The organism is Undibacterium sp. TC4M20W, from assembly GCF_049340245.1.
Lineage (GTDB): Bacteria > Pseudomonadota > Gammaproteobacteria > Burkholderiales > Burkholderiaceae_D > Undibacterium.
Genome location: NZ_JBMPPI010000034.1, coordinates 16,168 through 39,316, shown reverse-complemented (window position 1 = coordinate 39,316; position 23,149 = coordinate 16,168). Strand labels below are relative to the sequence as shown.

The following is a 23,149-nucleotide window of genomic DNA, read 5'->3' as shown; positions in this document are numbered from 1 at the left end:
TTCTTAAAAGTCGTAACGAACTGATACCTGGGCATTCCGGCCAGGGGCGGTGTAAGCATCTTTGACGTTGGTGTTGTCAGCCAGGCCGCGTACATCAGACCAGGCCCAGTACTTGGTATCAAAGACATTGTTGAGGTTGGCATTGACTGTCAGGTTAGGCATGGGCTTCCAGTACACGCCGAGGTCAACGACGTGGTAAGAACCTGGTGCAAACTGTGTTGTCGCTGCTGGTGCGATTCTGTCGAGCTGCTTGCCTTGATGGTGCTGGAATTGTGCACGCGCACCCCAGGCTGCTGTGTCATAGCGCACGCCTGCTAGGAATTTCATCGGGTTGATGGTGTCGAGGGGTGTTTTTACGCCAGCAACTTCGCTGTCGCCCTTGGTGTAGGAGACACCGGCAGTGGCTTGCCAGTTACTGTCGATTTGCAATTCTGCACGTGCTTCTGCACCACGGATTTGCGCCTTGGCCAGGTTGATGTACTGGAATACCAGCGGATCGACTGCAGTGCCTGTGCCGCGTACTACTTGCTGGCTGATGAAGTCTTTGTAGCTATTGTCAAATGCGGCGAAGGAATAGCGCAAACCCTGCACCTTGCCACGGAAGCCAATCTCAAAGCTGTCTGCACGTTCTGCTTTCAGTTGTGAATTGCCTACGCTGGTGTAACCGGATGCCAGGTTGGTGAAACCATTGTTGACCTGGTCTGGTGTCGGTGCGCGGAAGCCCTTGGCGAATTGTGCGTAAGGCGCAAAGGCAGTGTCGAGTTGCCATACCACACCCAGGCGTGGTGTGACTGCACTGTCAGACAGGGTTGCGACTGCGCCGCCCGTGTAACCTGCACTCGATGGAGCGAGTTTGTAATGGTCATAACGCAGGCTGGGGATGATGCTCAGCTTGCCCGCTTCGATTTCATCCTGGATGAAGGCGCCTGTAACTGTGTAAGTCGTATCAGGGAAAGGCTTGGCTGGGAAAGTTTCACCAAATGGTGCTACCGTGCCATCGCGCAGGCCAGTGACTTCTGTGCGGTTCCAGTCAAAGCCATAGCTGAGTTTTTGTTCAACAGCACCGGAGAAATTGCTTTCCATGATGTTGGACAAGCCGACGATCTTGGTGTTGTAGTGATTGTCGCGGGTGCGGTCAGCGGCGGTGTTTCTGTCTTCGGCAGAGTATTGGCTGACCTTGGCATCTTGCCAGTACAGGCGTGTCTCGGCATTGTGCAACCAGCTGGAATTCAGGTTTTTATAGCGATGCGCCAGACTGAGTTTATTGCGTTCTACCTTGTCGCGGGTATCCAGGTCCAGGGTACTTGTGGATGCCAGTGGCGGTACGGCGCGGGCTGAATAAACATCAGTATCCTGCGTGCGTTTTTGTGCTTCTACGCTGGCTTCGATTTGCTGGTTGCCATCGATTTTGAAGATTGCTTTACCCAGCAGGTATTGGGCATTGAAATCCACTGGATTTGGTTTGGTGCGGTTGACGTTTTTTGCGTCATTGTCTGCACGGTTTTCTGTTTCATGACCACGGCGGTCGCTGACCAGCAGCAAACCTTGCCAGCTACCGTTGTCGCCAGCGATAGCGGCGGTATTGCGCCATGAGCGGTCTACTGTGGCATAGCCAGAACGCACGAAGCCGCCAAAAGACTGGCCTTTTTTGAGCAGATCAGACGGGTCCAGCGTGCGGAAGCTGACTGCACCAGCCAGACCATCACTACCGAACTGTGTGGAGGTGGGGCCACGCAAAATTTCTACTGCCTTGATGCCATCAAGTTCAAGGAAATCACCACGGCCTGTCGCAAATGCGCCAAACGAAAAACTACCTGGTACACGCGTTCCATCAACCAACATCAAGACCTGATTACCTTCCAGACCGCGAATATTAATGCCTTCATTACCAGCGCGTCCAGTGGAGCTGCCAGCTGCTGTAAAGCGGGTAGGGGCAACGCGCACGCTGATATCGAGTTCATTGCGGAACAGGTCCTTAATGTCGCGACCACCTTCTTGCTCTATCCTGGCAGCAGGGATGACGGTGACGGTATTGGGTACACTATCGACTGTCCTGGCGGTACGCGTAGAGGTGACAGTAATGTCTTTGAGAGTAGTTGCTTCTGTTGGTGGGACCGGGCCGGGAGTTTGTGCAAAAGTAGTTGCCGGAGCCATGCCCCATGCCATACCCAGCGCCAGGGCGATTTGCGTCTTGCTTAGCATCGTGTTTCCTAATAATTAGAAAAATTGAACACTGGCTAGCGGCGACTGGCTTGTGCGTATCATGGTCAACTCCATAACCCGCACGGACATTGCACCGTGCTTGAGGCTGGGAGCATCGTAAAAAGGGGAGTTTTTACGACTAATATATTTTAATCGAGTTTATTATAAATGAGAATCATTCTCAGTCGCAAGTGCATTTGAAGTTTTCTTTGTTGGTTTTTTTCTAGATTCTGCTGCGCTCTTTTGCCTCTGCCTGATATGACCCTCTTATTACGTTGGCAAAGCGATATAGAATCTAAGCATACTCAAGCTACTGAATCTCCATGCAATGAATCCCTATTAACTGCAATTTATAAGCTCAGGACCCAATAATGGTTTGGTTCAAGTTCCGCAAGACGCCGATAGTGAGTGCATTTGTTTTATTTGATGGTTTTTATGCATCTGGTGCTCAAGAATGGGAGGAGTGGCATGCTGGTGTGCGCATGCATGGTGTTCGTTTTCATTACATGCGCTACTACGCCAATGGCGATTGGATTAGCTGTTACCGCGATCACCCGTTTGATTTCTGGGCTTTCACAGAAACTGTTACCGACGATCTCTGGGCACTTGCTAAGCGTGGTCGTGCACCGCATGTTGGAGACTATGATCCAAGTTGCTCCGCTGGCACATTCAAGGTAGAAAAAGACATTTTGATTGAATCATTTTCTCCAGATATGTTTGGCGGTCGCACTCAAAATTGGAACAGGAGGATTGCGGAACGAAAATTAGTTAGCGTCAACGATGGGAAAAAAACTTTCATACTCGAGTTCTCGCCGCAACCTGATTAGGCAGGTGAGTATCAGCGATATCATGTCGAATCACTGTGTCGTTTTTGACTGTCACCAGGTGTTGACACTTTTATATTGATAATGTTGCTTGATAGTCGGTACGTGAGTAAATAATAAGCTCGGTGTGCTTATTTGTTCTGACCAGAACAGTGACGTCAGCAGGAGCAACTTTTGAACGCGTTGGAACACCTTGCTGCTGGCGATGCATTAGCCACAGTTGCCGATACCTTGGGTTATGCAACGCCTTGTAAATTTATTGCGATGCTCAAGCCTTATTTGGGGCAGCCGTCGGGGCGATATTTTTTCAGGCTAGATTTACTTTTTGTCGACTTGCAGCTTCGATATCAACGGGCAGGGTAAAGAAAAATTCACTACCTTGGCCGATGACGCTGGTAAAACCAATCTGCCCGCCATGGTGTTCGACGATGGCTTTGGAAATGCTCAGGCCCAGACCAGTGCCGCTTTTTTTGTTGAAGTCGGACGATATTGCCTGAGCAAATTTTTGAAATATACGTTCACGGAATTCATCGGCTATGCCTATGCCCTGGTCGATGATAGCGACCCGCAATTGGCCTGTTTGGTATGTCAGCAGCACATCGACAGTGGCACCTTGAGGGGAAAACTTGGCGGCATTCGAGAGAAGGTTGATGAGGACCTGGGTGATACGGTCTGTGTCTATCCTGACGATGTCGTCTTTGACTTCTGTCTGCAGCCTGAGATTGACCTGGTGCTGTTCTGCATAAGAAACCGTGGCAGCAATGGCTTGCTCCAGCACAGGAATCAAATGTACCTGTGCGAAATTGAATTCCATCTTGCCCGCTTCAATTTTTTCTACGTCAAGAATGTCATTGATCATTCTGACCAGGCGCTGGCAATTCTTGGTGGCGATGTCAAGGATTTTTTCTGCACTCTCTGGCATTTTACCGAGTGCGCCGCCCATCAGCAAACCCAGTGCGCCGCGTATGGAGGTCAGTGGGGTGCGCAATTCGTGCGAGACGGTAGAGATGAATTCATTTTTCATGATCTCGACTTTTTTGCGCTCGGTGATGTCGTAGGCAATATTGAGGAAGCCGGAGATCTCTCCCTCGCTGTCCCTGAGCGCGGTGACCGAGAGCATGACGGGCAGGTGGCTGCCGTCTTTGCGCTTGTATGTCCATTCGCTTTCATCGGCCATGCCATGTAAGGCGCGCAGGGCAAATACTGCAAACCCGGCTGTTACCGGTGTATCAAACTCTTGACTGAGCCTGGCGGCACGGCTGCTTAGTTCGGCAGCTTCATGCAGGCAAAGCGGGGTTTGCTGGCCTATCATTTCTGTTGCAGAATAGCCGAGCATGAGTTCTGCGCCCTTGCTCCAGACTTGTATGAGGCCAGCAGTGTCAGTGGCAATGATGGAGAAATTGGCGCTGTCGAGTATGGCGTTTTGCAGGGCTGTGGTGGCGGCCAACTGGGAGTTCAGGGCAAGAATGGCTTCTTCTGACTGTTTGCGCTGGCTGATGTCGGTACCGACCGTGCAGACACCATAAATTTCACCCGACTCATTGCGCAAGGGAGTGAGCATGAGGATGTGGGTAGTGTTGATGCCACCAGCAGTGACAGCGACTTCTGTGCGGTATGTGGTTCCCTGCCTGACGACTTCTTCTGACAGGCGCATGTATTGCTCTGCCTTGTCGCGCGAGAACAGATAATAGACGCTGGTGCCGATCAGGCTGGTGATGTTGGCAGGCTTGAAGAGCCTGTCATATTCTTTGTTGGCATAAAGGTAGTTGCCATTTTTGTCGCGCAGGCAGACTGCTGAAGCGGTACTGTCCATGACTGCCTGGAGCAGCATGAGGTTTTCATATTGGGCTACTTCATCTTTTTTGCGTTGGGTGATGTCGGTACCTACGCCACAGGCACCAAAGACTTCGCCATCGGCATTGATGAGCGGGGAGCGCACGACCAGGTAGGTGTGCATGCCGTCTTTTTGCTGCACCATTGCTTCAGTACGCAAAGCTGTCTTAGTGGCGATGACGGTTTGTTCGGCGCTGCGGTATTTTCTGGCGAGATCAGGCGGAAAAACGTCTTCTATGGTCTGGCCTATCAATTGCTCGCGCTTCATCTGGAAAACAGTTTCATATTCCTTGTTGATGTAGAGGTAGCGGCCATCAAGGTCGCGCACATGGATATAGGATTCGGTCCCTTCCATGACGGTTTGCAAGAGCAGGCCACTGCGTATTAACTCTTCTTTGCTGGCCTCCAGCTCCAGCGTGCGTTGTGTGACCTTATGTTCGATATGATAGGCATTGCCGCTGACGACCAGTAGATACACGCTGACAAGGCTGGTAAAGAACAGGCCGCCTATCAGGGTGGCCCAGGCTGACCAGGAGTGGTGCAGTTGCCAGTAGGCGGGAGAAGGTTGGGCGCTGAATTCAAATTCATGGTCGCCGAACAGGATGATGCTGCGAAATGATGTGCTTGTCTGATTCTTTTCCAGAGTGTCATAGACATCGCCCTTGCCGGTGGCGCTGTTGAGGTCGCGCAGGCGGAACTGAATCTGCTCGCGTATATCCTCGCTGAATACATGCCGTATCAGGTCATCTACCTGCAAGACGCTGAGCACAACGCCGCGAAATGCCGCACGTCTTTGTTCCATCGTGGAGATGGGCAGATGGCGGGTATACACAGGTGCAAAAATCAGGCTGCCAGTGACATTTTTTGCCCTGTCTGTATTGATGATGCTGACTGGGGAGCTGGTGCTCATTTGGCCGGTGTCGCGTGCTCTTTCTATGGCGACCCGTCGGCCTGGTTCAGAAAACAGGTCAAAACCAAGGGCCGGTTTGTTGGCCAGGTAAGGTTCGACAAATTCAACAGGCAGATAAAATTCACGCGCACTGGCAGGTGCGAGCGGCCCTTGATCGCTGCGTTGTTTGATAATGAAGGAGGTATCGCTTTCTTTTCTCAGCCTGGTCTCAAAACTTGCTCTGTCGCTGTGCATGACCAGAGGGGCCCAATCGACTGCGATGATAGTGCTTTCTCTTTGCAGTGTTGAGCCAACAAAGCTTTGGAAATCTGTTCTGGAGACATGATCGGTGCTGGCAAAGAAGCGTTCCAGATTGCGCAGTAATTCACTCTGCAAATCGAAGCGTTGCTGTATGGCTTGTACCATGCGGCCGGCCTCGGTGTCGAATTCCTGTTTTTGCCGGTCGGATTCTGATTCGCGTACATACAGAAAGACAGAGACAACGACCGATAGTGTCAGCAACAAAGGCACGCCTACATTAAGACCGCGCGACTTCCAGATAGTGCGCGGATGGCCCGCCAGTATCATCACCAATGGGGCGACAATGAGAACGCCAAGAATGTCGCCGACCCACCATGTAAGCCAGTTGCCAAACATGTCTGCGACTGGCAGCAGACCCAGGGTGAACAGGGAAAAGATGCCGACACTGGCATTGACGAGACAACCAACTGGTCCAGCCAGCAACAGGAAGAGGGCAACGTGGCGTTCGTCATCAAGCGCAGCGGGATAGCCAACAAAGCGTTTCAGCAGATAAACGCTACTCATGGCCTGCAGCATGGCGCCAGCGGCAACCAGCAGGGCCAGGCCGCTATTTGTAAGCGTTAATTGCCCCTGGCTTTCCCAGCCTATCCACAGATTGAAGATGCATGAACCCAGCGCTACGCCAGGTAGCAGACGGTATCCCCCCGTTAACACGGCAATCACTGCCACGCCCGCCGGTGGGAAGACGGCAATGGCATAGCCGGGAGGAATCGCGAGCAGCAGGGCGATACGTCCAAACAGGATATAGACGAAGGCCAGTAGCAGATTCCTCACGAGCAGAGAGGAGACATTGTTCAAGGACGATGTGGGCAAAATACCTGGCTCCCCATGGTGAACACCTCACAGCGAAAAATTTGCTTTGAATAATTATATGACCGAAAGCAAGTCATTGTGATTTTATTCATCTGAACGAATTTGCGCTTTGTCTGCGTGCTTGCTTGTGTGCCCAATCAGGTTTGGTTCCTTGCGTCACCAGTTGTTTTTATAGAGAGAATAGGCATGAAAAATAAACTTAAGAAAAATTTGTACTGATTAAATAATCAGTGTATAGTGTTGTTCAGGGAGAGTTGCGCACTATTGCCTTACTGTAGTATCCCTCAGATAAAAACAACGGACCCTGCTTTGTGAAAAGTGGGGTTTTTTGTTTTTAAAGTCTTGTTTTTATTGATTATTTTATTTTTGTTAATGCGTGTGCCGGGCTGAATTCAGATGTTGTTTTCTTGCTGCGTTTGCGTACTTTAATTTAATAAGAAAAATTTGCACTGATTAAATAATCAGTATATAGTGTTGTTCAGGGCGAGCTGCGTCCTGTTGCCATATTGTTGTATCCCTCAGATAAAAACCACGAACCCTGCTTTGAAAAAAGCGGGGTTTTTGGTTTTGAGTTGACGGATTTTTCTTAAACTTTTGCGCTGTGTTTTCAGAGAGTTTTCTTGTGAATGCCTGAGCTTAAGAAAAATTTGCACTGATTATATAATCAGTATATAGTTCTATTCAGGGCGATTTGCGTCCTGAAGAATTTGATTTGTTAGAGTTGATCTGGCCCCGCTACTGTAAAGCAGCGGGGCTTTTTGTTTTCTGCGTTTTGTTCACGAATTTTTGTTCGCAAATTTTGCTGATGAATCTTGTTGACGATTGCAGAAAATTGACAGAATCGCGCCGTACGACATGCTTGTGCTGGCGCACATGCTTTTACCTGTTTGTGATTGCAAGCGTATCACCCTATCACATAGTGCTGACCATACTGAACGCGAAGCAGCAGACAGGTAAATCTTTTTGGGCGTTGATGGGAATCATGGGAATGTGCGCCTGCAATTGCAGTCTATGCAGACTGTGCAGTTGCGCTGCCCATGGTTCCCGGACGGGCCAATGCCGATAACCCTGGAGCAGGACAAGCCGCAAGGCATCCTGAAAATAAATGAGTGAAAGCAAAATTGTGAGAGCTGCTGTTGCATCTGAGGTGACGGCCAAGCCTGCTGCCAAGACACGCGGGCGACCAAAGAAAGCAGTCAGTCAATCGACACTGACTGTCAGAGATGCGATTGCCAAAGCTGGCGAAGAACTGGGCGGTGCACTGCGCTTGGCGCAGTGGGCGAGGGAAGACCCGACCAATGAAAAAGCTTTCTGGACAGTGTTGTATCTGAAAATTTTACCCCTGCAAGTTAATGGGGCTGGAGAAAACGGCGAACATCTGATTAGCGATATCGCCATCAAACTGGTCAAGCCGAATGCAGATTGAATGTGAGTTTCCTGAAAAGCTGGAATTCTTGTTCCAGCCAGCCCGCTACAAGGTGGCGCGCGGTGGGCGCGGCAGCGGTAAGTCCTGGGGATTTGCCCGCGCCTTGTTGTTGCTGGGTGTTCAGAATGTGGAGCGGATTTTATGCGCACGTGAGTTGCAGAAGTCGATCAAGCAATCTGTGCACCAACTCTTGCGTGACCAGATTGCAGCGCTAGGCTTGAGTCATTTCTACCAGGTGTATGAATCAGAAATTCGCGGTATGAATGGCACGCGTTTTTATTTCAGTGGTTTGTCTGACCAGACGGCTGACAGTATCAAGTCTTTTGAAGGTTGCACCAAGGTGTGGATAGAAGAAGGCCAGAGTGTGTCAGACAGGTCATGGAGTATTTTGATACCGACAATACGCACAGCAGGCTCAGAAATCTGGGTGACTTATAACCCGGAGCTGGAAACTGATCCTACCCATCAGCGTTTTGTCGCAAGACCACCGCATGATTGTGTCTCTATCTTGATGAACTGGCGGGATAATCCCTGGTTCCCTGAAGTGCTGGAAAGAGAAAGACAAACCTGCATGCAGCGCGAGCCCGAAGCTTATAAAAATATCTGGGACGGTGAATGCAAACCGGCAGTCAGTGGCGCGATTTATTACCACGAAGTGGCTGGGGCACAGGGCAGGATTTGTCATGTGCCGTATGACCCCCTGCTGAAAGTGCATGTGGTGGTTGATCTGGGTTGGAATGATGCGATGGCGATCAGCCTGGTGCAAAGGCAAAGCTCTGAATTGCGGGTGATTGAATATCTGGAAGACAGCCATCAGACGCTGGATTATTACTCGGCCCTGTTGAAACAAAAAAATATGAACTGGGGAAAATTATTTTTGCCTCACGATGGTCGCAACAAGGACTTCAAAACTGGCAAGAGTGCAGAAGAAATCATGACGGCTCTGGGCTGGGATGTGGCGATCACGCCGAGCATGAGTGTGGAAGATGGTATACGCCTGACGCGTATGACATTCGGACGCCTGTGGTTTGATGCGGACAAAACTGCGCGCCTGATTGAATGCGTCAAGCGTTATCGCCGCGTGATTAATCAAAGCACGAATGAAGCTGGCGCGCCTTTGCATGATGAGTTCAGCCACGGTGCGGACAACCTGCGCTATATCTGCATCAATGCAGAAACGATGTCGAATGAAGAATGGGGCGGCAAACTGACTTACCCTAAATTTACTTATGCATAGAGGATGGAATGGCTAAAGCTTTATCTCAAGACGAATTGAAAGCACTGGTGCAGACAGAAATGCGTCAGAGCCTGGGTTATTCATCTTCGCGTTTGTCGCAAGCCAGGCAAAAGGCGGAATATTATTATCTGGGTCTGGCGGTGGGTGATTTGTCGCCACCAGAAGTGGATGGCCGTTCGTCGGTAGTATCTACCGATGTCCGTGACACCATAGAGTCTATGCTGCCGCAATTGATGCTGACGTTTTGCGGTGGTGATTCGATTGTCGAGTTTGAACCCCAAAACCCGGACGACGAAGCCAGGGCAAAGGCAGCGACGGAGTATATCAATTACCTGTTCTTTAAAAAGAACAATGGTCACAAGATAGCTTATGTGTGGATGAAGGACGCTTTGCTACAAAAAAATGGCATCGTCAAAGTGTGGTGGGATACTCGCTTTGAAGAGGCGAAAGAAGAATACAATGGTTTGAACCAGATAGAGTTGGCGCAAATCCTGGATGACCCGGAAATTGAGGTGATAGCTCAGCAGGCTTACCCGGATGAGGATGATGCCAAACAGCGTCAGGAGGCAGTCGAACAGATCAACCTGCAAATCAGTCAGCAAATGCAGCAGGCGATGCAGGTGCAACAGGCACCTCAAGCACCACAGGCCAATGTTCAGCAACCCGGACAGCCACCTGGGCAGCCGAATATGCCGCCAGCAAATCCGCCCGCAAGCCCGCAAGCCAATCCAGCGGTACAACAGCTGCAAGCGCAGTTGCAGCAGATTCAGTCACAGCCACCTGAAATGCTGTATGACATTACTTGCAAGCGCGTGAAGACGGGCGGCAAGATACAGATCGACAATGTGCCACCTGAAGAATTTCTGATTGCTCGCAATGCCAAGGATATACAGACAGCCAAGTTTGTCGGACACAGAGTGCAACGTACAGTGTCTGAGCTGAAATCCATGGGTTACAAGAACGTGGACAATATCAGCGGCGAAGATCAGGGGCAAGCCTTGAATCTGGAACGCATACAGCGACTGAGCTGGAATGATGAAAATGCCTATCTGTCGGATGAGGTGACGAATGCCGACGACAGCCAGCGCAAGATCTGGATTACAGAAGCTTATGTACGTTGTGATTTTGACGGCGATGGCATCAGTGAATTGCGCAAGGTGACGGTGGCGGGCAATGAGTTGCTTGACAATGAAGAGGTAGATTTCATCCCCTTTGTCGATATCACGCCTGTGCCATTGCCGCATACCTTCTTTGGTTTGTCGATTGCTGATCTGGCGATGGAAAGCCAGAAGACCAAGACCAGCATCTTGCGCAGCCAGCTCGATAATCTGTATCTGAACGTTAATGGTCGATATTATGCCGTCGAAGGCCAGGTGAATCTGGATGATTTGCTGACTTCACGCCCTGGCGGCGTGGTACGTATCAAACAGCCTGGTGCGGTAGGCAGGCTGGACCAGGCGCAGGGTAATACAGGTGAAGCCATGGGTTTGCTGGACTATATACAGCAAGACCTGGAAAACAAGACAGGTTGGACACGTTATAGCCAGGGCAATGACTCTGATGGCTTGAACCAGACTGCGCAGGGGATGAATATCATCACCAACAAGGCAGATATGCGCCTGGATTTGATCTCTCGTAATTTTGCAGAAGGCTTCACTGAACTGTTTAAGCTGGTGCTGAAATTAATATGCCAGCATCAGGATAAAAAGGCGCAAGTCAGATTGTCAAATGGCTGGGTGGATATTGATCCGCGCGAATGGCGCAACCAGTTTGATGTAAGCATCAATGTCGGTATAGGTCTGGGTAACAAAGACCAGAAAGTGAATCATCTGATGGCTTTGCTGGCGCAGCAGGAAAAAGTTTTCCCCTTAGGCATCGCGAATCCGCAAGGGATTTATCAATCCAGCTCGGAGCTGGCACGTTTGCTGGGTTTTAAGAATGGTGACAAGTTTTTTAGCGACCCTGCTAAAAATCCACCAGCACCACCAGCGCCACCGCCGCCTGATCCTGTACAAATGCAGATGCAGGCCGAACAACAAAAAACACAGATGCAAATGCAGGCGAGTAAAGAAAGGCACATGATGGACATGCAAATGCGCGAACGCGAATTACAACAGGAAGCCATGCTACGTGAGCGTGAACTGCAACTGGAGGCGCAAAAACAGCAGGCGCAGTCGCAGAATGATATGCAGGAGCGCCAGCATAAAGCACAACTCGACGCACAATTGGCTCAGCAACGCATGGAGTTTGATCGCTGGAAAGCGCAGTTGGAGGCAGAAACCAGAATGATGGTCGCTCGTATTGCGGCAGAAGCGAAGATGCAGCCACAAGTTCAACCGGATGCTTGCATGGAAGGTTTAACTGCGGGGATGACAGATGGATTGACAGGAGCAAATGATGAGCACATTTGAGCAACGCGTACATGCAGCTAGCCGCGCCAGGGAAGTGCTGGAGAATGAAGCCTATCAGCAGGCTTTTACTGATATAGAAAACGAGGTCACAGAAAAATGGAAAAACTCACCAGCACGCGACGCCGAGGGGCGGGAAAAACTCTGGATGTATCTGGCCATGTTGAAGAAACTCAAAAGCCAGCTCGATACGACGCTGGAAACCGGCAAGCTGGCGCAACTGGAAGTGGAACACAAGCAAGGCCTGATGCATCGTTTGAAGAATTGGTGAAGGCGGTACAGAATTTCAAGGGCTGGAAGGATTCGGTTGCCATGGCCTTTCATCCGCATCCCACGGTGGCGATGATACAGACAGCCAAGGGTTGGGTCAGGGTGGCATGTGGCGAGGCGGCATACCAACTGAATAGCGGTGAATTAATAAAAATCTAGTGTCAGGTCCGGCACACTGGATGGCCGCAGTAGCGGTTTTTCTGCCGGATAAATCTTAACGCCGCGAGGCGCCGGGAATGGGTGTAAGTCCCATTCATTGATTGGAGATGGAATATGGATAATCAGGTAACTGAACCCACAAGTAGTGCTTTAAATGTAGATGGTGCAGCGCAAGCCATGGGCGCTTTTCTTGAACCGCAGGCACATGAAAAAAGTGCCCAGGCTCTGGAGAGGGAAGTGCTGGATGATTTGAGTGGCCGGAGAGACAGGAATGATACTTTGTCTGCCGAACCCTCCGTTGAGGCCGCAGAGCCGGACTTGTATGCCGGAGATGATGAGGCTGTCACCATTGTCATAGATGGCAAGACTGTTAATTTATCGAAGGCAGAGCTGGCAGACGCCTATAAAAATGGCTTGCGTCAATCTGACTACACCAGAAAGACCATGGAAGTGGCTGAACAGCGTAAGGCTGCCGAAGCTGAAATCCATAGAGCCAGCCAGGAGCGCCAGGAGTATGCCAGCAATCTGCAAAAGATGGCAGCTCAGATCGAAGGCGCCCTGAACCAGCAACAGCAGATAGACTGGGAACATTTGCTGGACAATAATCCCGCTGAATATCTGAAACAGCAGCATCTCTATCAAAGGAGACAGGCCGCTTATCAGAAAAATATGCAGCAACAACAACGCCTGGCACATATCACCCAGGCTGAACAGGCAAACCATCTGGAGTCTGTGCTCCATACGCAGCAGGAAGAACTTCTTGCCAAGCTACCGGACTGGAAAGACAGCAGAAAGGCCGAAGCCGAAAGTAAGGCTATTCGCCAGTATTTACTGGAGCAGGGGTTTGAACATCAGTTAGTCGATAGTATCGCTGATCATAAGGCTGTACTGTTGGGGCGTAAGGCTATGCTTTACGATGCCATGATGGCCAAAGCCAACGCAGCAGCCAAGCGTGTGACGAGCATACCGCAAAAAGTAATCAGGCCGGGTGTGGGCGAATCACCCGGCGGTGATGGTCGTCAGGCTGCCATGCAGCGTCTTGCCAAATCCGGCAGAGTTGAAGACGCAGCATCCCTTTTTGCAAAATTTATTTAAGGTCGCGAGACCCCGGAGAAATCTATGACAGCACCAAGCAATACTTATGTAACGACCAGCGCAATTGGTAACAAGGAAGATCTCAGCGATATCATCTATCGCATTTCCCCCACCACTACGCCATTGATGAACATGGCGGCTAAGGCCAAAGCCAGCAATACTTTGCATGAATGGCAAACGCAGGATCTGGCCAGCGCAGTCACCACCAATGCACAGGCTGAGGGTGACAATGCCACGGCCAAGAGCGTGACGCCGACTGTGCGTTTGAGTAATCGTACTCAGATCGCATCGAAGACCGTCATCGTCTCGGGTACTCAACAAGCGATGAACCCTGCGGGTCGTAAGGATGAACTGGCTTACCAGTTGTCCATGGCTTCGCTGGAATTGAAACGTGATATGGAGTCGGCCCTTTGTCAATTGGATGTTGCTGCAACTTCCCCGCGCCAGGCACGCGGTCTGGTCGGTTGGGTAGTTGATAACGTCGATAATAATGCCGGTACTTTGGCATCTTATACAGGCAATACTGGCCGCACAGTTGGTACACCACGTGCATTTACTGAAGCGCAGTTGAAGAATGTTTTGCAGAAATGTTATAGCGCCGGTGGCGAGCCTGACACTATCATGGTCGGCCCGGCACAGAAACAGACTTTCTCTACATTTTCTGGCAATGCTACACGCTTTGATAAGTCGGAAGATGCCAAGCTGTATGCGGCGATTGATGTGTATGTATCAGACTTTGGTTCTTTGAAGGTGGTACCGAATCGCTTCCAGGCAGCGCGTGATGTGTTTGTCTTGCAGGCTGACAAACTGGCACTGGCTTACCTGCGTCCGTTCAGCACTATCGAACTGGCGACAACGGGCGATGCAGTGCAGCGCGAACTGGTGGTGGAATACACGCTGGAGTGCCGCGCACCTAAAGCGCATGGTGCGATTTACGACGTCTTGTAATTCTTGAAGTCGCATTATGTAGTCAGCATGATTTTGTGACTTCATAAAAAAGCTGGCGGGTGCAAGCCCCGCCTTTTTCAATTGAATTAAAACGCTGTGAAGCGCAGGAGGTTTTATGAATGGTGGATATATCACCGTTTCGAGTCAGACCACCGGAGTGGCAATCGCCACTTCGGGTACGTCTGCATCTGCAACTATTCCAACTATGTCCAGCGGTGAATTACCGCGCTTTATCCGTATTGCTGCGACCGCGCCAGCTTGTGTACGGCTTGGCAAATCATCCGCAACTGCCTTGAGCACAGATTTGCAGGTGCAGCCTGGTGATGCTGTCATCCTGAGTGTGAATGGCAATGACAGGATAGCGGCGATACAGGTGGCTGCTGCGGGCGTGGTGCAGGTTTCTCCGCTGGAGAACATGTAATGGCAGTCACGACCAATATCCATGTCGAAGGTGGCGATGTCACGTTTGAGCGTGTACAGGATTGCACAGCCATTGCTGAGCATACTCAAGCTCTGCACAAGGAAGGAAAGCATGGTTCGGCTGATATGCGGCATGCAGCGTCTTTCCCCATGGTGATCGTAGAAAAATATCTGAACGATAAAGGCATCAGTTTCCAGGAGTTCATGGCGGAAGCCGTGCATGTAAAGAGCATGCTGGCAGATCCGGCATTGTCTGCCTTTCGTGTCTGGGGAGGCCGGGTATGAGTGCCATCACTGACTATGCAAGTTTGCAAACAGCAGTGAGCAGTTGGTTACATCGTACTGATCTGACGCCGTTTATTGCCGATTTTATTGCTTTGGCTGAAGCCAAAATGTCTTCGGATATCGTGGCGCGGCCCATGGATATACGCAGCAATTTGTTGACGGTAGCAGGTAATGCATATGTGAACTTGCCGCTTGATATGCTTGAAATGAGAAGGTTGCTCTTGCGTAGCGACCCAGTAACAGTATTGCGTTATGCTGCCCCAGATCAACTCAGTGCTGATCACGCAAGTGCAGCGACTGGCAAACCAGTGGCATTTTCTGTGATTGGTCAGCAACTGCAGCTGGCACCTGTACCAGATGCAGCTTATCAGCTGGAACTGACGTATCAGCAGCGCATACCTGCGCTAACAACTATCAATACGACGAACTGGCTATTGACGGCTTTTCCTAATGTATATCTGTACGCTGCTTTATGTGCAGCTCAGCCATTTATTATGAACGATGCGCGCATTCCTACTTTTGAAAAACTGTATTTGCAAAGTGTGGATGCCATCAATTCCATAGACTGGTATTCAGGTTCAACCATGCAAGTGAGGGCTAAATAATGGCATTGGAAACTGCAAACTATATCAATGATCTGACGATCACGAATCCTACGGCATTTGACCCTAAATCCCAGGGCGATGATCATATCCGCATGCTTAAAACGGTATTGAAGGAATGCTTTGCTGGTTTTACTGGTGCGGTGATTGTTACTGCAGCAGAAACAGGTACTGCGGCGGCACATATCCTGAACCCTGCTACTGCCTTGCTGGCTTACACCGCAGGGCTGTTGCTGTTGTATCGGCCAGTCAATGTGGGAACGGGCACTTTGACGGTGAATGTGTCTGGTCTGGGTGCGAAACCGGTCAAGACTTTGCTGGGTGCGGATCCTACTGCCGGCGACATCGTCGCCAGTCAACCACTGCTGTTGATGTATGACGGCACAAATTTCGTCATCATTGCCGGGTCTGAGATGTTGTTGAGGACTGGGAATCAGACTTTGACAGGGAATTTGACGTTGAGTGGTAATCAAACTGTCAGTGGTTCTTTGGACGTGGGTGGCGCATTGACTGGTGCAAGTATGAATGGCAAGGCGAATAAAGCGGGAGAAAACTATGCAGGTGCACATGATTTCTCAACAGCTGTGCTGAGCGTTGCTACTCCGGTCTCAGCAATGCATGCGGTTAGCAAGCTGTATGCAGATGGATTGGTTTTTTCTGCAGTTTTACCTGGACAGAGTGTTGCGACAACAGGCCAGACCATCTTGAGTGATGGCACTACCGCTTTTTGGGGGGATGCAGGTTCCGTCGGTAGTGATTTGTATTTATATAATAATTTTTAAGGAGACCGCATGGCAGCGAATCAAAAACCTATATTTCCATTGACACCCAAATTTCCGGCGACGATGCCGCCAGTAATTACTGTGGCCAATACTGCCAAAGATGGCACAGGTACGGTGACACAAATTTCTGCCTCTGCGGGTGTTAATGGCGCATTCGTTGAGAGCGTCGAGGCACTTCCAATTGGTACAAATACAGCGTCAGTTTTACGCATATTTCTGAATAATGGTTCTACGAACACTGCAGCTTTAAATAACATACTTTGGGAAGAAGCGAATTTGCCAGCTACCACTTTAACTGAAATCTCAGCTCAGACGAAGGTTGTGATTCCTGTTAATCGTGCTATTCCAGCAGGATATATCTTGTATGCCACGATTGGGACTGCGGTAGCTGCGGGCTGGCGTGTACGTGTGCATACAGGGGATTACTAATTATGACCGGGTTTACAGGTTTTGTTGGGGCTGCGCCACGAGGGGCAGGTTTTCAGGTATTTAAGGCGTCTGGAAATTTTCAAGTGCCCATGGCCAACTATTATTTAGTTGATGTGTTTGGTGCCGGTGGTAGCGGTGCAAGTATCGCAACTTATGCTTCTGGCGGCGGTGGAGGGGCAAGACATAGGTCTATGATTCCAGCGCAATTGATGAAGCCTGGGACTGTGGTTCCAGTGATCGTAGGAGCTGGGGGAGGAGCAGTAACAGGCGGTGTAGGTGTTGGAAATACGGGGGGGAAATCTGCTTTCGGCTCATTAGTATTGGGATTTTTAATCGAAGCATATGGTGGGGGAGGAGGTGGGAATAACTGTGGTGGTGGTGGTGGTGGCATTTGCGGCATTGGAACTAGCGATGGGGTAGGCGGCTTCCCAAATAATCGCTCCTCAAACGGCTTGATTACTAATTTGAATTGGAACGCAATTAGCGATTTAGGTGGTGCAAATGCTGATCCGGCGGGATATGGTGGAAATGCAGTGTGGGGCGGTGGCTCTGGTTCGTCAACAAATATAGGATTTGCCCCTGGAGCGAGTCTTTTTGCTGGCAGCGGTGGAGGGGGGGGCTGGTCGCAATATCGAGGCGGTAAATCTGGAGCATATTCTGGGGTAGTGATTGCAAATAGCATCAATGGAATATTGCATGCATTGATGGGAGGGGCTGGCTCAGGAGGAGCTTCTGCGCAATCAACTAGCCTCAATGGATATGACGGTGGTTTCCCATCAGGTGGCGGAGGTGGAACTGATTCTGGTACTTCCGGAAAAGGTGGTGATGGTTTGGTAGTTATTTACTGGTGGTGATGATGAAAAGTTCAGAGATTGAGAATGGTATCGTAGTGAATATCGTTCTAGGTGTGGTAGCCGGCTACATTTCTTGTGACGATACTGTATCGATAGGCGACCATTGGGACGGTCAGGTATTTACTAAATCGAAAGGATAAGGGTTGCCATGGCACAAAATAATACCATTGAAATTGGTAGTGATCCCACCAAACCTGCCAATCAGCTCGGCAAAAACAAGTCAGCTGACTGGTACACGCCATTTGGACGAGTTGGTGACCAGGCTGGCATGGACTACTGGGACAAGGAAATTGCTAGCAAAGGGGAGGCCGAAGCGCACCGTGCATTTTATAATGCTGCGTCCAAAGACATGCAGATGGGTAAGGGCATAGGTGCGGATAGTATACAAAACAATGCTGGAGGAAGTACTGCAAGCAATTGGTATGCCCCCTTTGGTAAGGTAGGTGATCAGGCAGGTATCGATTACTGGAATAATGAAATAAAAAATAAAGGATACGATGTCTCTCATAATGCTTTTCTGATTGCTGCAGCTCAAAATGCGGTAAATGGCAAGGGAATAGGAAGTGGGGATTTGGCCTCCCCTTCCGTAACGACGACAGGCAATTCGCAAGTAGTCCAGCCAGCACAGCAAACATTGTCAAATGGCAGGCCTCAGTCAAATGAACAATACATCAATTCAAATGGATCATGGATTAAAAACCCCGACTTTGACCCATTGGCTGAAGTGCGCGGAAATGGCGGCTTCATGGCTGCTTACGCCAAGGATAATTCGATAGCCAACAAGATGGGTTATGCGCAAAACGGCGTTGGCAACGCTGGCTATGATCCAGAATTTCTGCGTGCGACAAGACGCCAGATGGATTTGGCTGGCGGGATGGATAATTTCTTTGGAAACACAATGAATTCCACGCAAGAGCAATTGAATTTTCAAAATGCGCTACGCGGCATTACTGACGATCCATTTGCGGGCCAAAACTTGAGTGATGCATCTGCGCAATCAAGAGTGCAGCAATACATGCAAACTCATCCTGATTATGTGCCAGTCAATACCTATCGCGGAGAGGCGCCGCGCCTGCCTGGTGACATCAATCAGGACACTGGCTTAAAAACTATGCAGGGTGTCTCAAATCAAAATCCATGGGTCACGAATAAAGGTTTTGTGCAGCAAATGCCCTGGCAAAGACCGCAACAGTCGCAATCTGCATACCAGTCGCCACAGCAAAGCAATCCATATCCAAATCTGCAGCCATTTCAGCAAACTGAGGCATATAACAGTGCAGTGAACGTAAATTGGGCAAGTCCTAATCAGTCTGTTCAGAGTAACTGGGGACAGCAAAATATGCCAAATCCTTATGGTATGGGGAACAATTCACAAAATACATATGACCGTCAAAATAATTTTCAAAATAACTTCCAGCAGCGTGGCTTGTTAAATCAAGGGCAGCAAGTTGCTTCAAATACTCAAAACCGTTACGGCTTACTAAGCGCATATGGCTCTCGTTAAAATACAAAATGTGGGGCAATTTGGTGTCAACAAGGATTTGTCGCAGCATGAAATACCTGTCAATGCCTGGACAGATGCGCGCAATATTCGTTTTCTGGATGGCTATGCTTATCAGTTTTATGGCCATGGCGAAGTATATAACTCACCAGCTGTCGTGCCGCAGTATGTGCTACCAGTGACAATTTCGGGCAACCGTTACTGGGTATACATGAGTGCCGCCAAATCACATGCGGTGACTTATTCTGGTGGTGTCGTGACTCATACCGATATTACACATGCGACACCCAGGGCGGGTGTGATCAATCAATGGACCCATGCTTTGCTTTCAGGTCTGCCAATAGTAAATGTTGGAGATGCATTAAGAATCCCGATGTCCTGGGACTTGAATATGGCAAATAAATTTGTTGATTTACCTAACTGGCCTGCAAACACCTATTGCAAATCATTACGGGCGTATAAAAATTTTTTGATTGCCATGAACCTGACTGTTGCCGGCACGAATAAACCATTTTTGGTGAAATGGTCGCATCCGGCTGATCCTGGTGCTTTTCCAGTAACCTGGGACGCTGCCGATGCCACCAAGGATGCGGGTGAAGTTGATTTGGCAGAAGCAAACAGTCCAGTTGTCGATGGTTTGCCTTTGCGCGATTCTTTCATCATCTATACTGAAAATTCGACCCATCGTATGGATTTTGTCGGCGGACAATCGATGTTCCGGTTTTCCAAAATCCTTGGCATGTCCGGTATGCTCAACCGTAATTGTGCAGTTGAGTTTGATGGCTGGCATTTCGTGGTTACTGGCTCTGACGTCATTGTTCACGATGGGCAAACAGCAAACTCGGTGCTGGACAAGCAGATACGCAGATTCTTTTTCCAGAATATTGATGTCAATAGCCGTGGCAATGTATTCGTATTCAAGAATCCATTTCTGAATGAAATTTACCTGGCTTATCCATCTATAGGCTCTGCAGTCTGTGATAAGGCCATGGTATACAATTTTATTGACAAGACAGTCTCATTTCGCGATTTGCCTAATGTGAATTATGCCAGTTATGGTGCTGTATCGAATGATCTTGGTGGTACCTGGGCACAGGATTCTGACTCCTGGGATTCTGACCTGACATTCTGGAGTGGCCCCGATTACACGCCGGATACTGCTCGCGTCGTTATGGCGTCGAATGATCAAAAACTGTATATGCTCGATGCCTCCGCTTCCTTCAATGGCAGTTTACCCAGTGCTTTTCTGGAGCGACGGGGTTTGTCATTTGATACTCCTGAAAGCATTAAACTGGTGAAGGGCGTGCGCCCACGCATTGTTGGTAATGCGGGTGAAACAGTCAAGGTCAGCGTAGGGTATGCCGACACGCCTTATGATGAGCCAGTATGGGTCACAGGAACGTATACGATAGGTTCTACTGTAGCCGTTGATCTGTTTGCCAGTGGTCGCTATATCGCGCATCGCTACGCATCGGGCTCTGCATTTCAATGGCGACTTGATTCGGTTGATCTGGACGTGGATATCATGGGGGCATGGTGAGAGCAAGTAATTCAAACACGGTGGCTTATGCGCCATCAAAATTGCCAGATGACGCTGCTGAAATGCAGCGTTTTTTTTCGTCTGAACTTCAGAAAATAGCCACAGCCATTGCTGGATTATCGGTGGGTCATCTAGACAAAACCACAGTTGCCCCTGCCAAGCCCAGAGATGGTGACATTCGCTACGCCGACGGTAGTTTGTGGAATCCTGGATCTGGCGTTGGCGTGTATTACTACAAAGGCGCAAGTTCAACCTGGGTATTTTTAGGATAAGTCATGGAAGAACTGAAAAAGCCTGATGCGCTGGCAAGGCTGGAGACTTGCCTCAAGCAGGGCCCGCAGATTGATCTGAATACCGAGCATTGTTTGTCGGGGGGGATGTATGCGCGAACTATACACATACCAGCCGGCACGGTGCTGGTTGGTACTACGCACAAAACAGATCATCTGAATGTTGTTTGTGGCGATATTTCGGTGTCAACCGATACGGGCATGAGACGGCTAAGTGGATATTACGTTTTGCCCACTAAGGCCGGCATGAAGCGGGTGGGCTACGCGCATACAGATACGACATGGACAACAGTGTGCAAGACAGACTTGCTTGTCATTGAAGAGATAGAAGATGAATTGGTAGAAGAGAGTGATCAGCTTCAGACCAGACAACATCTTATCTCAACGAAAGAATTGAAAAAATTGGAGGAATCATAATGTCTTTTGCAGCGGTAGCAGGTGGCGCGGCGAGCGCCTTTGTTGGTGGCCTCATGAAGAGTGGTGGCGGGGGTGGTGGAGGTGACGGAGGTAGTAGTTCGGGCTCGCAAACACAAATTGTCAAACAAGAGCTTGATCCACGTATCGCTGCCATTTTGTTTGGATCGGGTGAAAAAGTTTTAAAAAAAGGAGCTGTACCAACAGGGGCAGATGAATACGGGAACCCCATTTACAAACCCGAAGATTATCAAACCAGTGGAGGCTTGCTTGAGCGGTACCAAGCCTTGCTGGACAAGCCGCAAAACGAAGGGCTGCGTTTATATGGGCAGGCTGCTGACAACTATCTTGGCACCAATTCTGCCTGGGACATGGGGGAAGCGAGGGATTCGGCTTTCAGGTTGATGAAGAATGCTTATGACCCTGTCAGCATGCAAGCCGCGCAAAGTGCTTATACCATGCCCATGAATGCGGCCTTCAGCCAAATGCCGCAAGGCTATCAGGCGGCAACTTCTGGCCTGGCACAAGCGGGCCCTGCGGCCATGATTGACGCTCCTGGGCAAAATAATCTCGGTCTGGGCAGGGCTTTTCAAGACGTGATTTATGGCGACCTTGGGAATAATCCTTATCTGGCTGGTGCGATTCAAAAGGGCCTGAATCAAAGTTCGGCGCAATTCCAGAATCTGCAAAGCGATGCGATGCAACAGTTCAAGGAAGACATCCTGCCTTCCTTGCGCGGTGACGCTATCGCTAACGGCCAGTATGGTGGGTCGCGTCAGGGTATCGCAGAGGGAAAAGCTGCAGATTCCCTGGCGCGCAATATGAGTCGTGCCCTGTCACAAGTCGGGCAAAACATGACAGATGCTGCAGTTGCCGCACAATCCGGGCAATATACCCAGGACAGACAAAATCAACTGAATGCTGCCATGGGACTGTCGGGCCAGCAATATAACGTGGCTGGACTTGATGCAGGTGCAAAAAACCAGGTCAATCTCAGCAATGCGCAGATGGCGAACAACAATAATCAATTCAATGCGACAGCGCAGAATAATGTGCTGTCGCAGTTATTTGGCGCTGCCTTGCAAACCAATCTGGCCAATGCGGGTTTCCAGCAACAAGCTAACCAGAATAATTATCAGGGTATGCAATCGACCAATATGGCAAACCTGGGTAATCGCCAGCAAGCCAATATGCAAAACGCTGCGTGGCAACTGAACAATAACCAGCTCAATAGCCAAAACAAACTTAATGGTATTAATGCGGTTACTTCATTGATCAACAATGCCTATGGCATTGCTAATAATCAGAATGATTATGCGCTGAACCAGGCTACCAGAATCAACGGATTGCTGTCGCCATATATGGGGGTCAATGGTACGACAACAACGAATGGGACATCGACAAAATCGAGCCAGGGAAGTGATATGGGATCGAGTCTGCTGGGTGGCCTGGTAAAAGGCGTTGGTAATATTTTCAATGGCAGGGGTGGGGGTAATGCTGGCAATGGTCGCGGCAGCCCTGACTCGAATAATTCTTCCAATAATGACGAAGAAGATGACTATACCACTTGGGAGCCAGGAGACATTGCCTGAGATTTGATGACCTTG

The 23,149-nt window shown here is 49.7% G+C and carries 21 protein-coding genes; 19 read left to right on the top strand and 2 right to left on the bottom strand.

Going from position 1 to position 23,149, the window contains the following annotated elements; genetic code table 11:
* Positions 1-3: 3 nt before the first annotated feature.
* Positions 4-2,202: a TonB-dependent hemoglobin/transferrin/lactoferrin family receptor gene (locus tag ACO0LL_RS26500; RefSeq protein WP_422953815.1), complete on the bottom strand. Its 2,199-nt coding sequence runs from the start codon at positions 2,200-2,202 to the stop codon at positions 4-6.
* A gap of 371 nt (positions 2,203-2,573) precedes the next feature.
* Here ACO0LL_RS26500 and ACO0LL_RS26495 point away from each other — a divergent pair, with 371 nt between their 5' ends.
* Complete coding sequence (locus ACO0LL_RS26495; RefSeq protein ID WP_422953814.1) at positions 2,574-3,029, top strand: hypothetical protein; 456 nt, start codon at positions 2,574-2,576, stop codon at positions 3,027-3,029.
* Between the two features lie 304 nt (positions 3,030-3,333).
* Here ACO0LL_RS26495 and ACO0LL_RS26490 read toward each other — a convergent pair whose 3' ends face one another.
* Positions 3,334-6,843: a CHASE domain-containing protein gene (locus ACO0LL_RS26490; RefSeq protein WP_422953813.1), complete on the bottom strand. Its 3,510-nt coding sequence runs from the start codon at positions 6,841-6,843 to the stop codon at positions 3,334-3,336.
* 1,144 nt (positions 6,844-7,987) lie between these two features.
* Here ACO0LL_RS26490 and ACO0LL_RS26485 point away from each other — a divergent pair.
* From ACO0LL_RS26485 to ACO0LL_RS26400, 18 genes are all read left to right on the top strand, one after another.
* Positions 7,988-8,308, top strand: coding sequence for a hypothetical protein (locus ACO0LL_RS26485; protein ID WP_422953812.1), 321 nt, complete (start codon positions 7,988-7,990; stop codon positions 8,306-8,308).
* The gene (locus tag ACO0LL_RS26480; RefSeq protein ID WP_422953811.1) at positions 8,298-9,545 is read left to right on the top strand and encodes a PBSX family phage terminase large subunit; all 1,248 of its coding nucleotides are present in this window, start codon (positions 8,298-8,300) and stop codon (positions 9,543-9,545) included. Before ACO0LL_RS26485 ends, ACO0LL_RS26480 begins: the two co-directional genes overlap by 11 nt.
* 8 nt (positions 9,546-9,553) lie before the next feature.
* Complete coding sequence (locus ACO0LL_RS26475) at positions 9,554-11,956, top strand: portal protein (protein ID WP_422953810.1); 2,403 nt, start codon at positions 9,554-9,556, stop codon at positions 11,954-11,956.
* On the top strand, positions 11,943-12,224 hold the full coding sequence (locus ACO0LL_RS26470) for a hypothetical protein (RefSeq protein WP_422953809.1): 282 nt from the start codon (positions 11,943-11,945) through the stop codon (positions 12,222-12,224). Before ACO0LL_RS26475 ends, ACO0LL_RS26470 begins: the two co-directional genes overlap by 14 nt.
* On the top strand, positions 12,221-12,382 hold the full coding sequence (locus tag ACO0LL_RS26465; protein WP_422953808.1) for a hypothetical protein: 162 nt from the start codon (positions 12,221-12,223) through the stop codon (positions 12,380-12,382). Before ACO0LL_RS26470 ends, ACO0LL_RS26465 begins: the two co-directional genes overlap by 4 nt.
* A 114-nt stretch (positions 12,383-12,496) precedes the next feature.
* Positions 12,497-13,477: a hypothetical protein gene (locus ACO0LL_RS26460; protein ID WP_422953807.1), complete on the top strand. Its 981-nt coding sequence runs from the start codon at positions 12,497-12,499 to the stop codon at positions 13,475-13,477.
* A gap of 24 nt (positions 13,478-13,501) precedes the next feature.
* Positions 13,502-14,425, top strand: coding sequence for a DUF5309 domain-containing protein (locus ACO0LL_RS26455; RefSeq protein WP_110256865.1), 924 nt, complete (start codon positions 13,502-13,504; stop codon positions 14,423-14,425).
* Between the two features lie 115 nt (positions 14,426-14,540).
* Complete coding sequence (locus ACO0LL_RS26450) at positions 14,541-14,846, top strand: hypothetical protein (protein WP_162042374.1); 306 nt, start codon at positions 14,541-14,543, stop codon at positions 14,844-14,846.
* Positions 14,846-15,130, top strand: a complete 285-nt coding sequence (locus ACO0LL_RS26445; RefSeq protein ID WP_162059863.1) for a hypothetical protein — start codon at positions 14,846-14,848, stop codon at positions 15,128-15,130. Before ACO0LL_RS26450 ends, ACO0LL_RS26445 begins: the two co-directional genes overlap by 1 nt.
* A complete protein-coding gene (locus ACO0LL_RS26440) occupies positions 15,127-15,735 on the top strand; it encodes a phage adaptor protein (RefSeq protein WP_422953805.1) in 609 nt (202 codons plus the stop codon). Before ACO0LL_RS26445 ends, ACO0LL_RS26440 begins: the two co-directional genes overlap by 4 nt.
* Positions 15,735-16,514, top strand: a complete 780-nt coding sequence (locus ACO0LL_RS26435) for a hypothetical protein (RefSeq protein ID WP_422953804.1) — start codon at positions 15,735-15,737, stop codon at positions 16,512-16,514. The genes ACO0LL_RS26440 and ACO0LL_RS26435 overlap by 1 nt, the downstream gene beginning before the upstream one ends.
* A gap of 9 nt (positions 16,515-16,523) precedes the next feature.
* Entirely contained in the window at positions 16,524-16,943 is a 420-nt protein-coding gene (locus ACO0LL_RS26430; protein WP_422953803.1) for a hypothetical protein, read from the top strand.
* 2 nt (positions 16,944-16,945) lie between these two features.
* Entirely contained in the window at positions 16,946-17,797 is an 852-nt protein-coding gene (locus ACO0LL_RS26425) for a hypothetical protein (RefSeq protein WP_422953802.1), read from the top strand.
* A 148-nt stretch (positions 17,798-17,945) separates the two neighbouring features.
* Positions 17,946-19,301 carry a hypothetical protein gene (locus ACO0LL_RS26420; protein WP_422953801.1) on the top strand — a complete coding sequence of 452 codons (1,356 nt, stop codon included), beginning with the start codon at positions 17,946-17,948 and terminating at the stop codon, positions 19,299-19,301.
* Positions 19,288-20,838: a hypothetical protein gene (locus tag ACO0LL_RS26415; protein ID WP_422953800.1), complete on the top strand. Its 1,551-nt coding sequence runs from the start codon at positions 19,288-19,290 to the stop codon at positions 20,836-20,838. The genes ACO0LL_RS26420 and ACO0LL_RS26415 overlap by 14 nt, the downstream gene beginning before the upstream one ends.
* A 20-nt stretch (positions 20,839-20,858) precedes the next feature.
* Positions 20,859-21,110, top strand: coding sequence for a hypothetical protein (locus ACO0LL_RS26410; RefSeq protein WP_422953799.1), 252 nt, complete (start codon positions 20,859-20,861; stop codon positions 21,108-21,110).
* Positions 21,111-21,113: 3 nt separating this feature from the next.
* The gene (locus ACO0LL_RS26405; protein WP_422953798.1) at positions 21,114-21,545 is read left to right on the top strand and encodes a hypothetical protein; all 432 of its coding nucleotides are present in this window, start codon (positions 21,114-21,116) and stop codon (positions 21,543-21,545) included.
* Entirely contained in the window at positions 21,545-23,134 is a 1,590-nt protein-coding gene (locus ACO0LL_RS26400) for a hypothetical protein (protein ID WP_422953797.1), read from the top strand. The genes ACO0LL_RS26405 and ACO0LL_RS26400 overlap by 1 nt, the downstream gene beginning before the upstream one ends.
* The last annotated feature ends 15 nt before the right edge of the window (positions 23,135-23,149 follow it).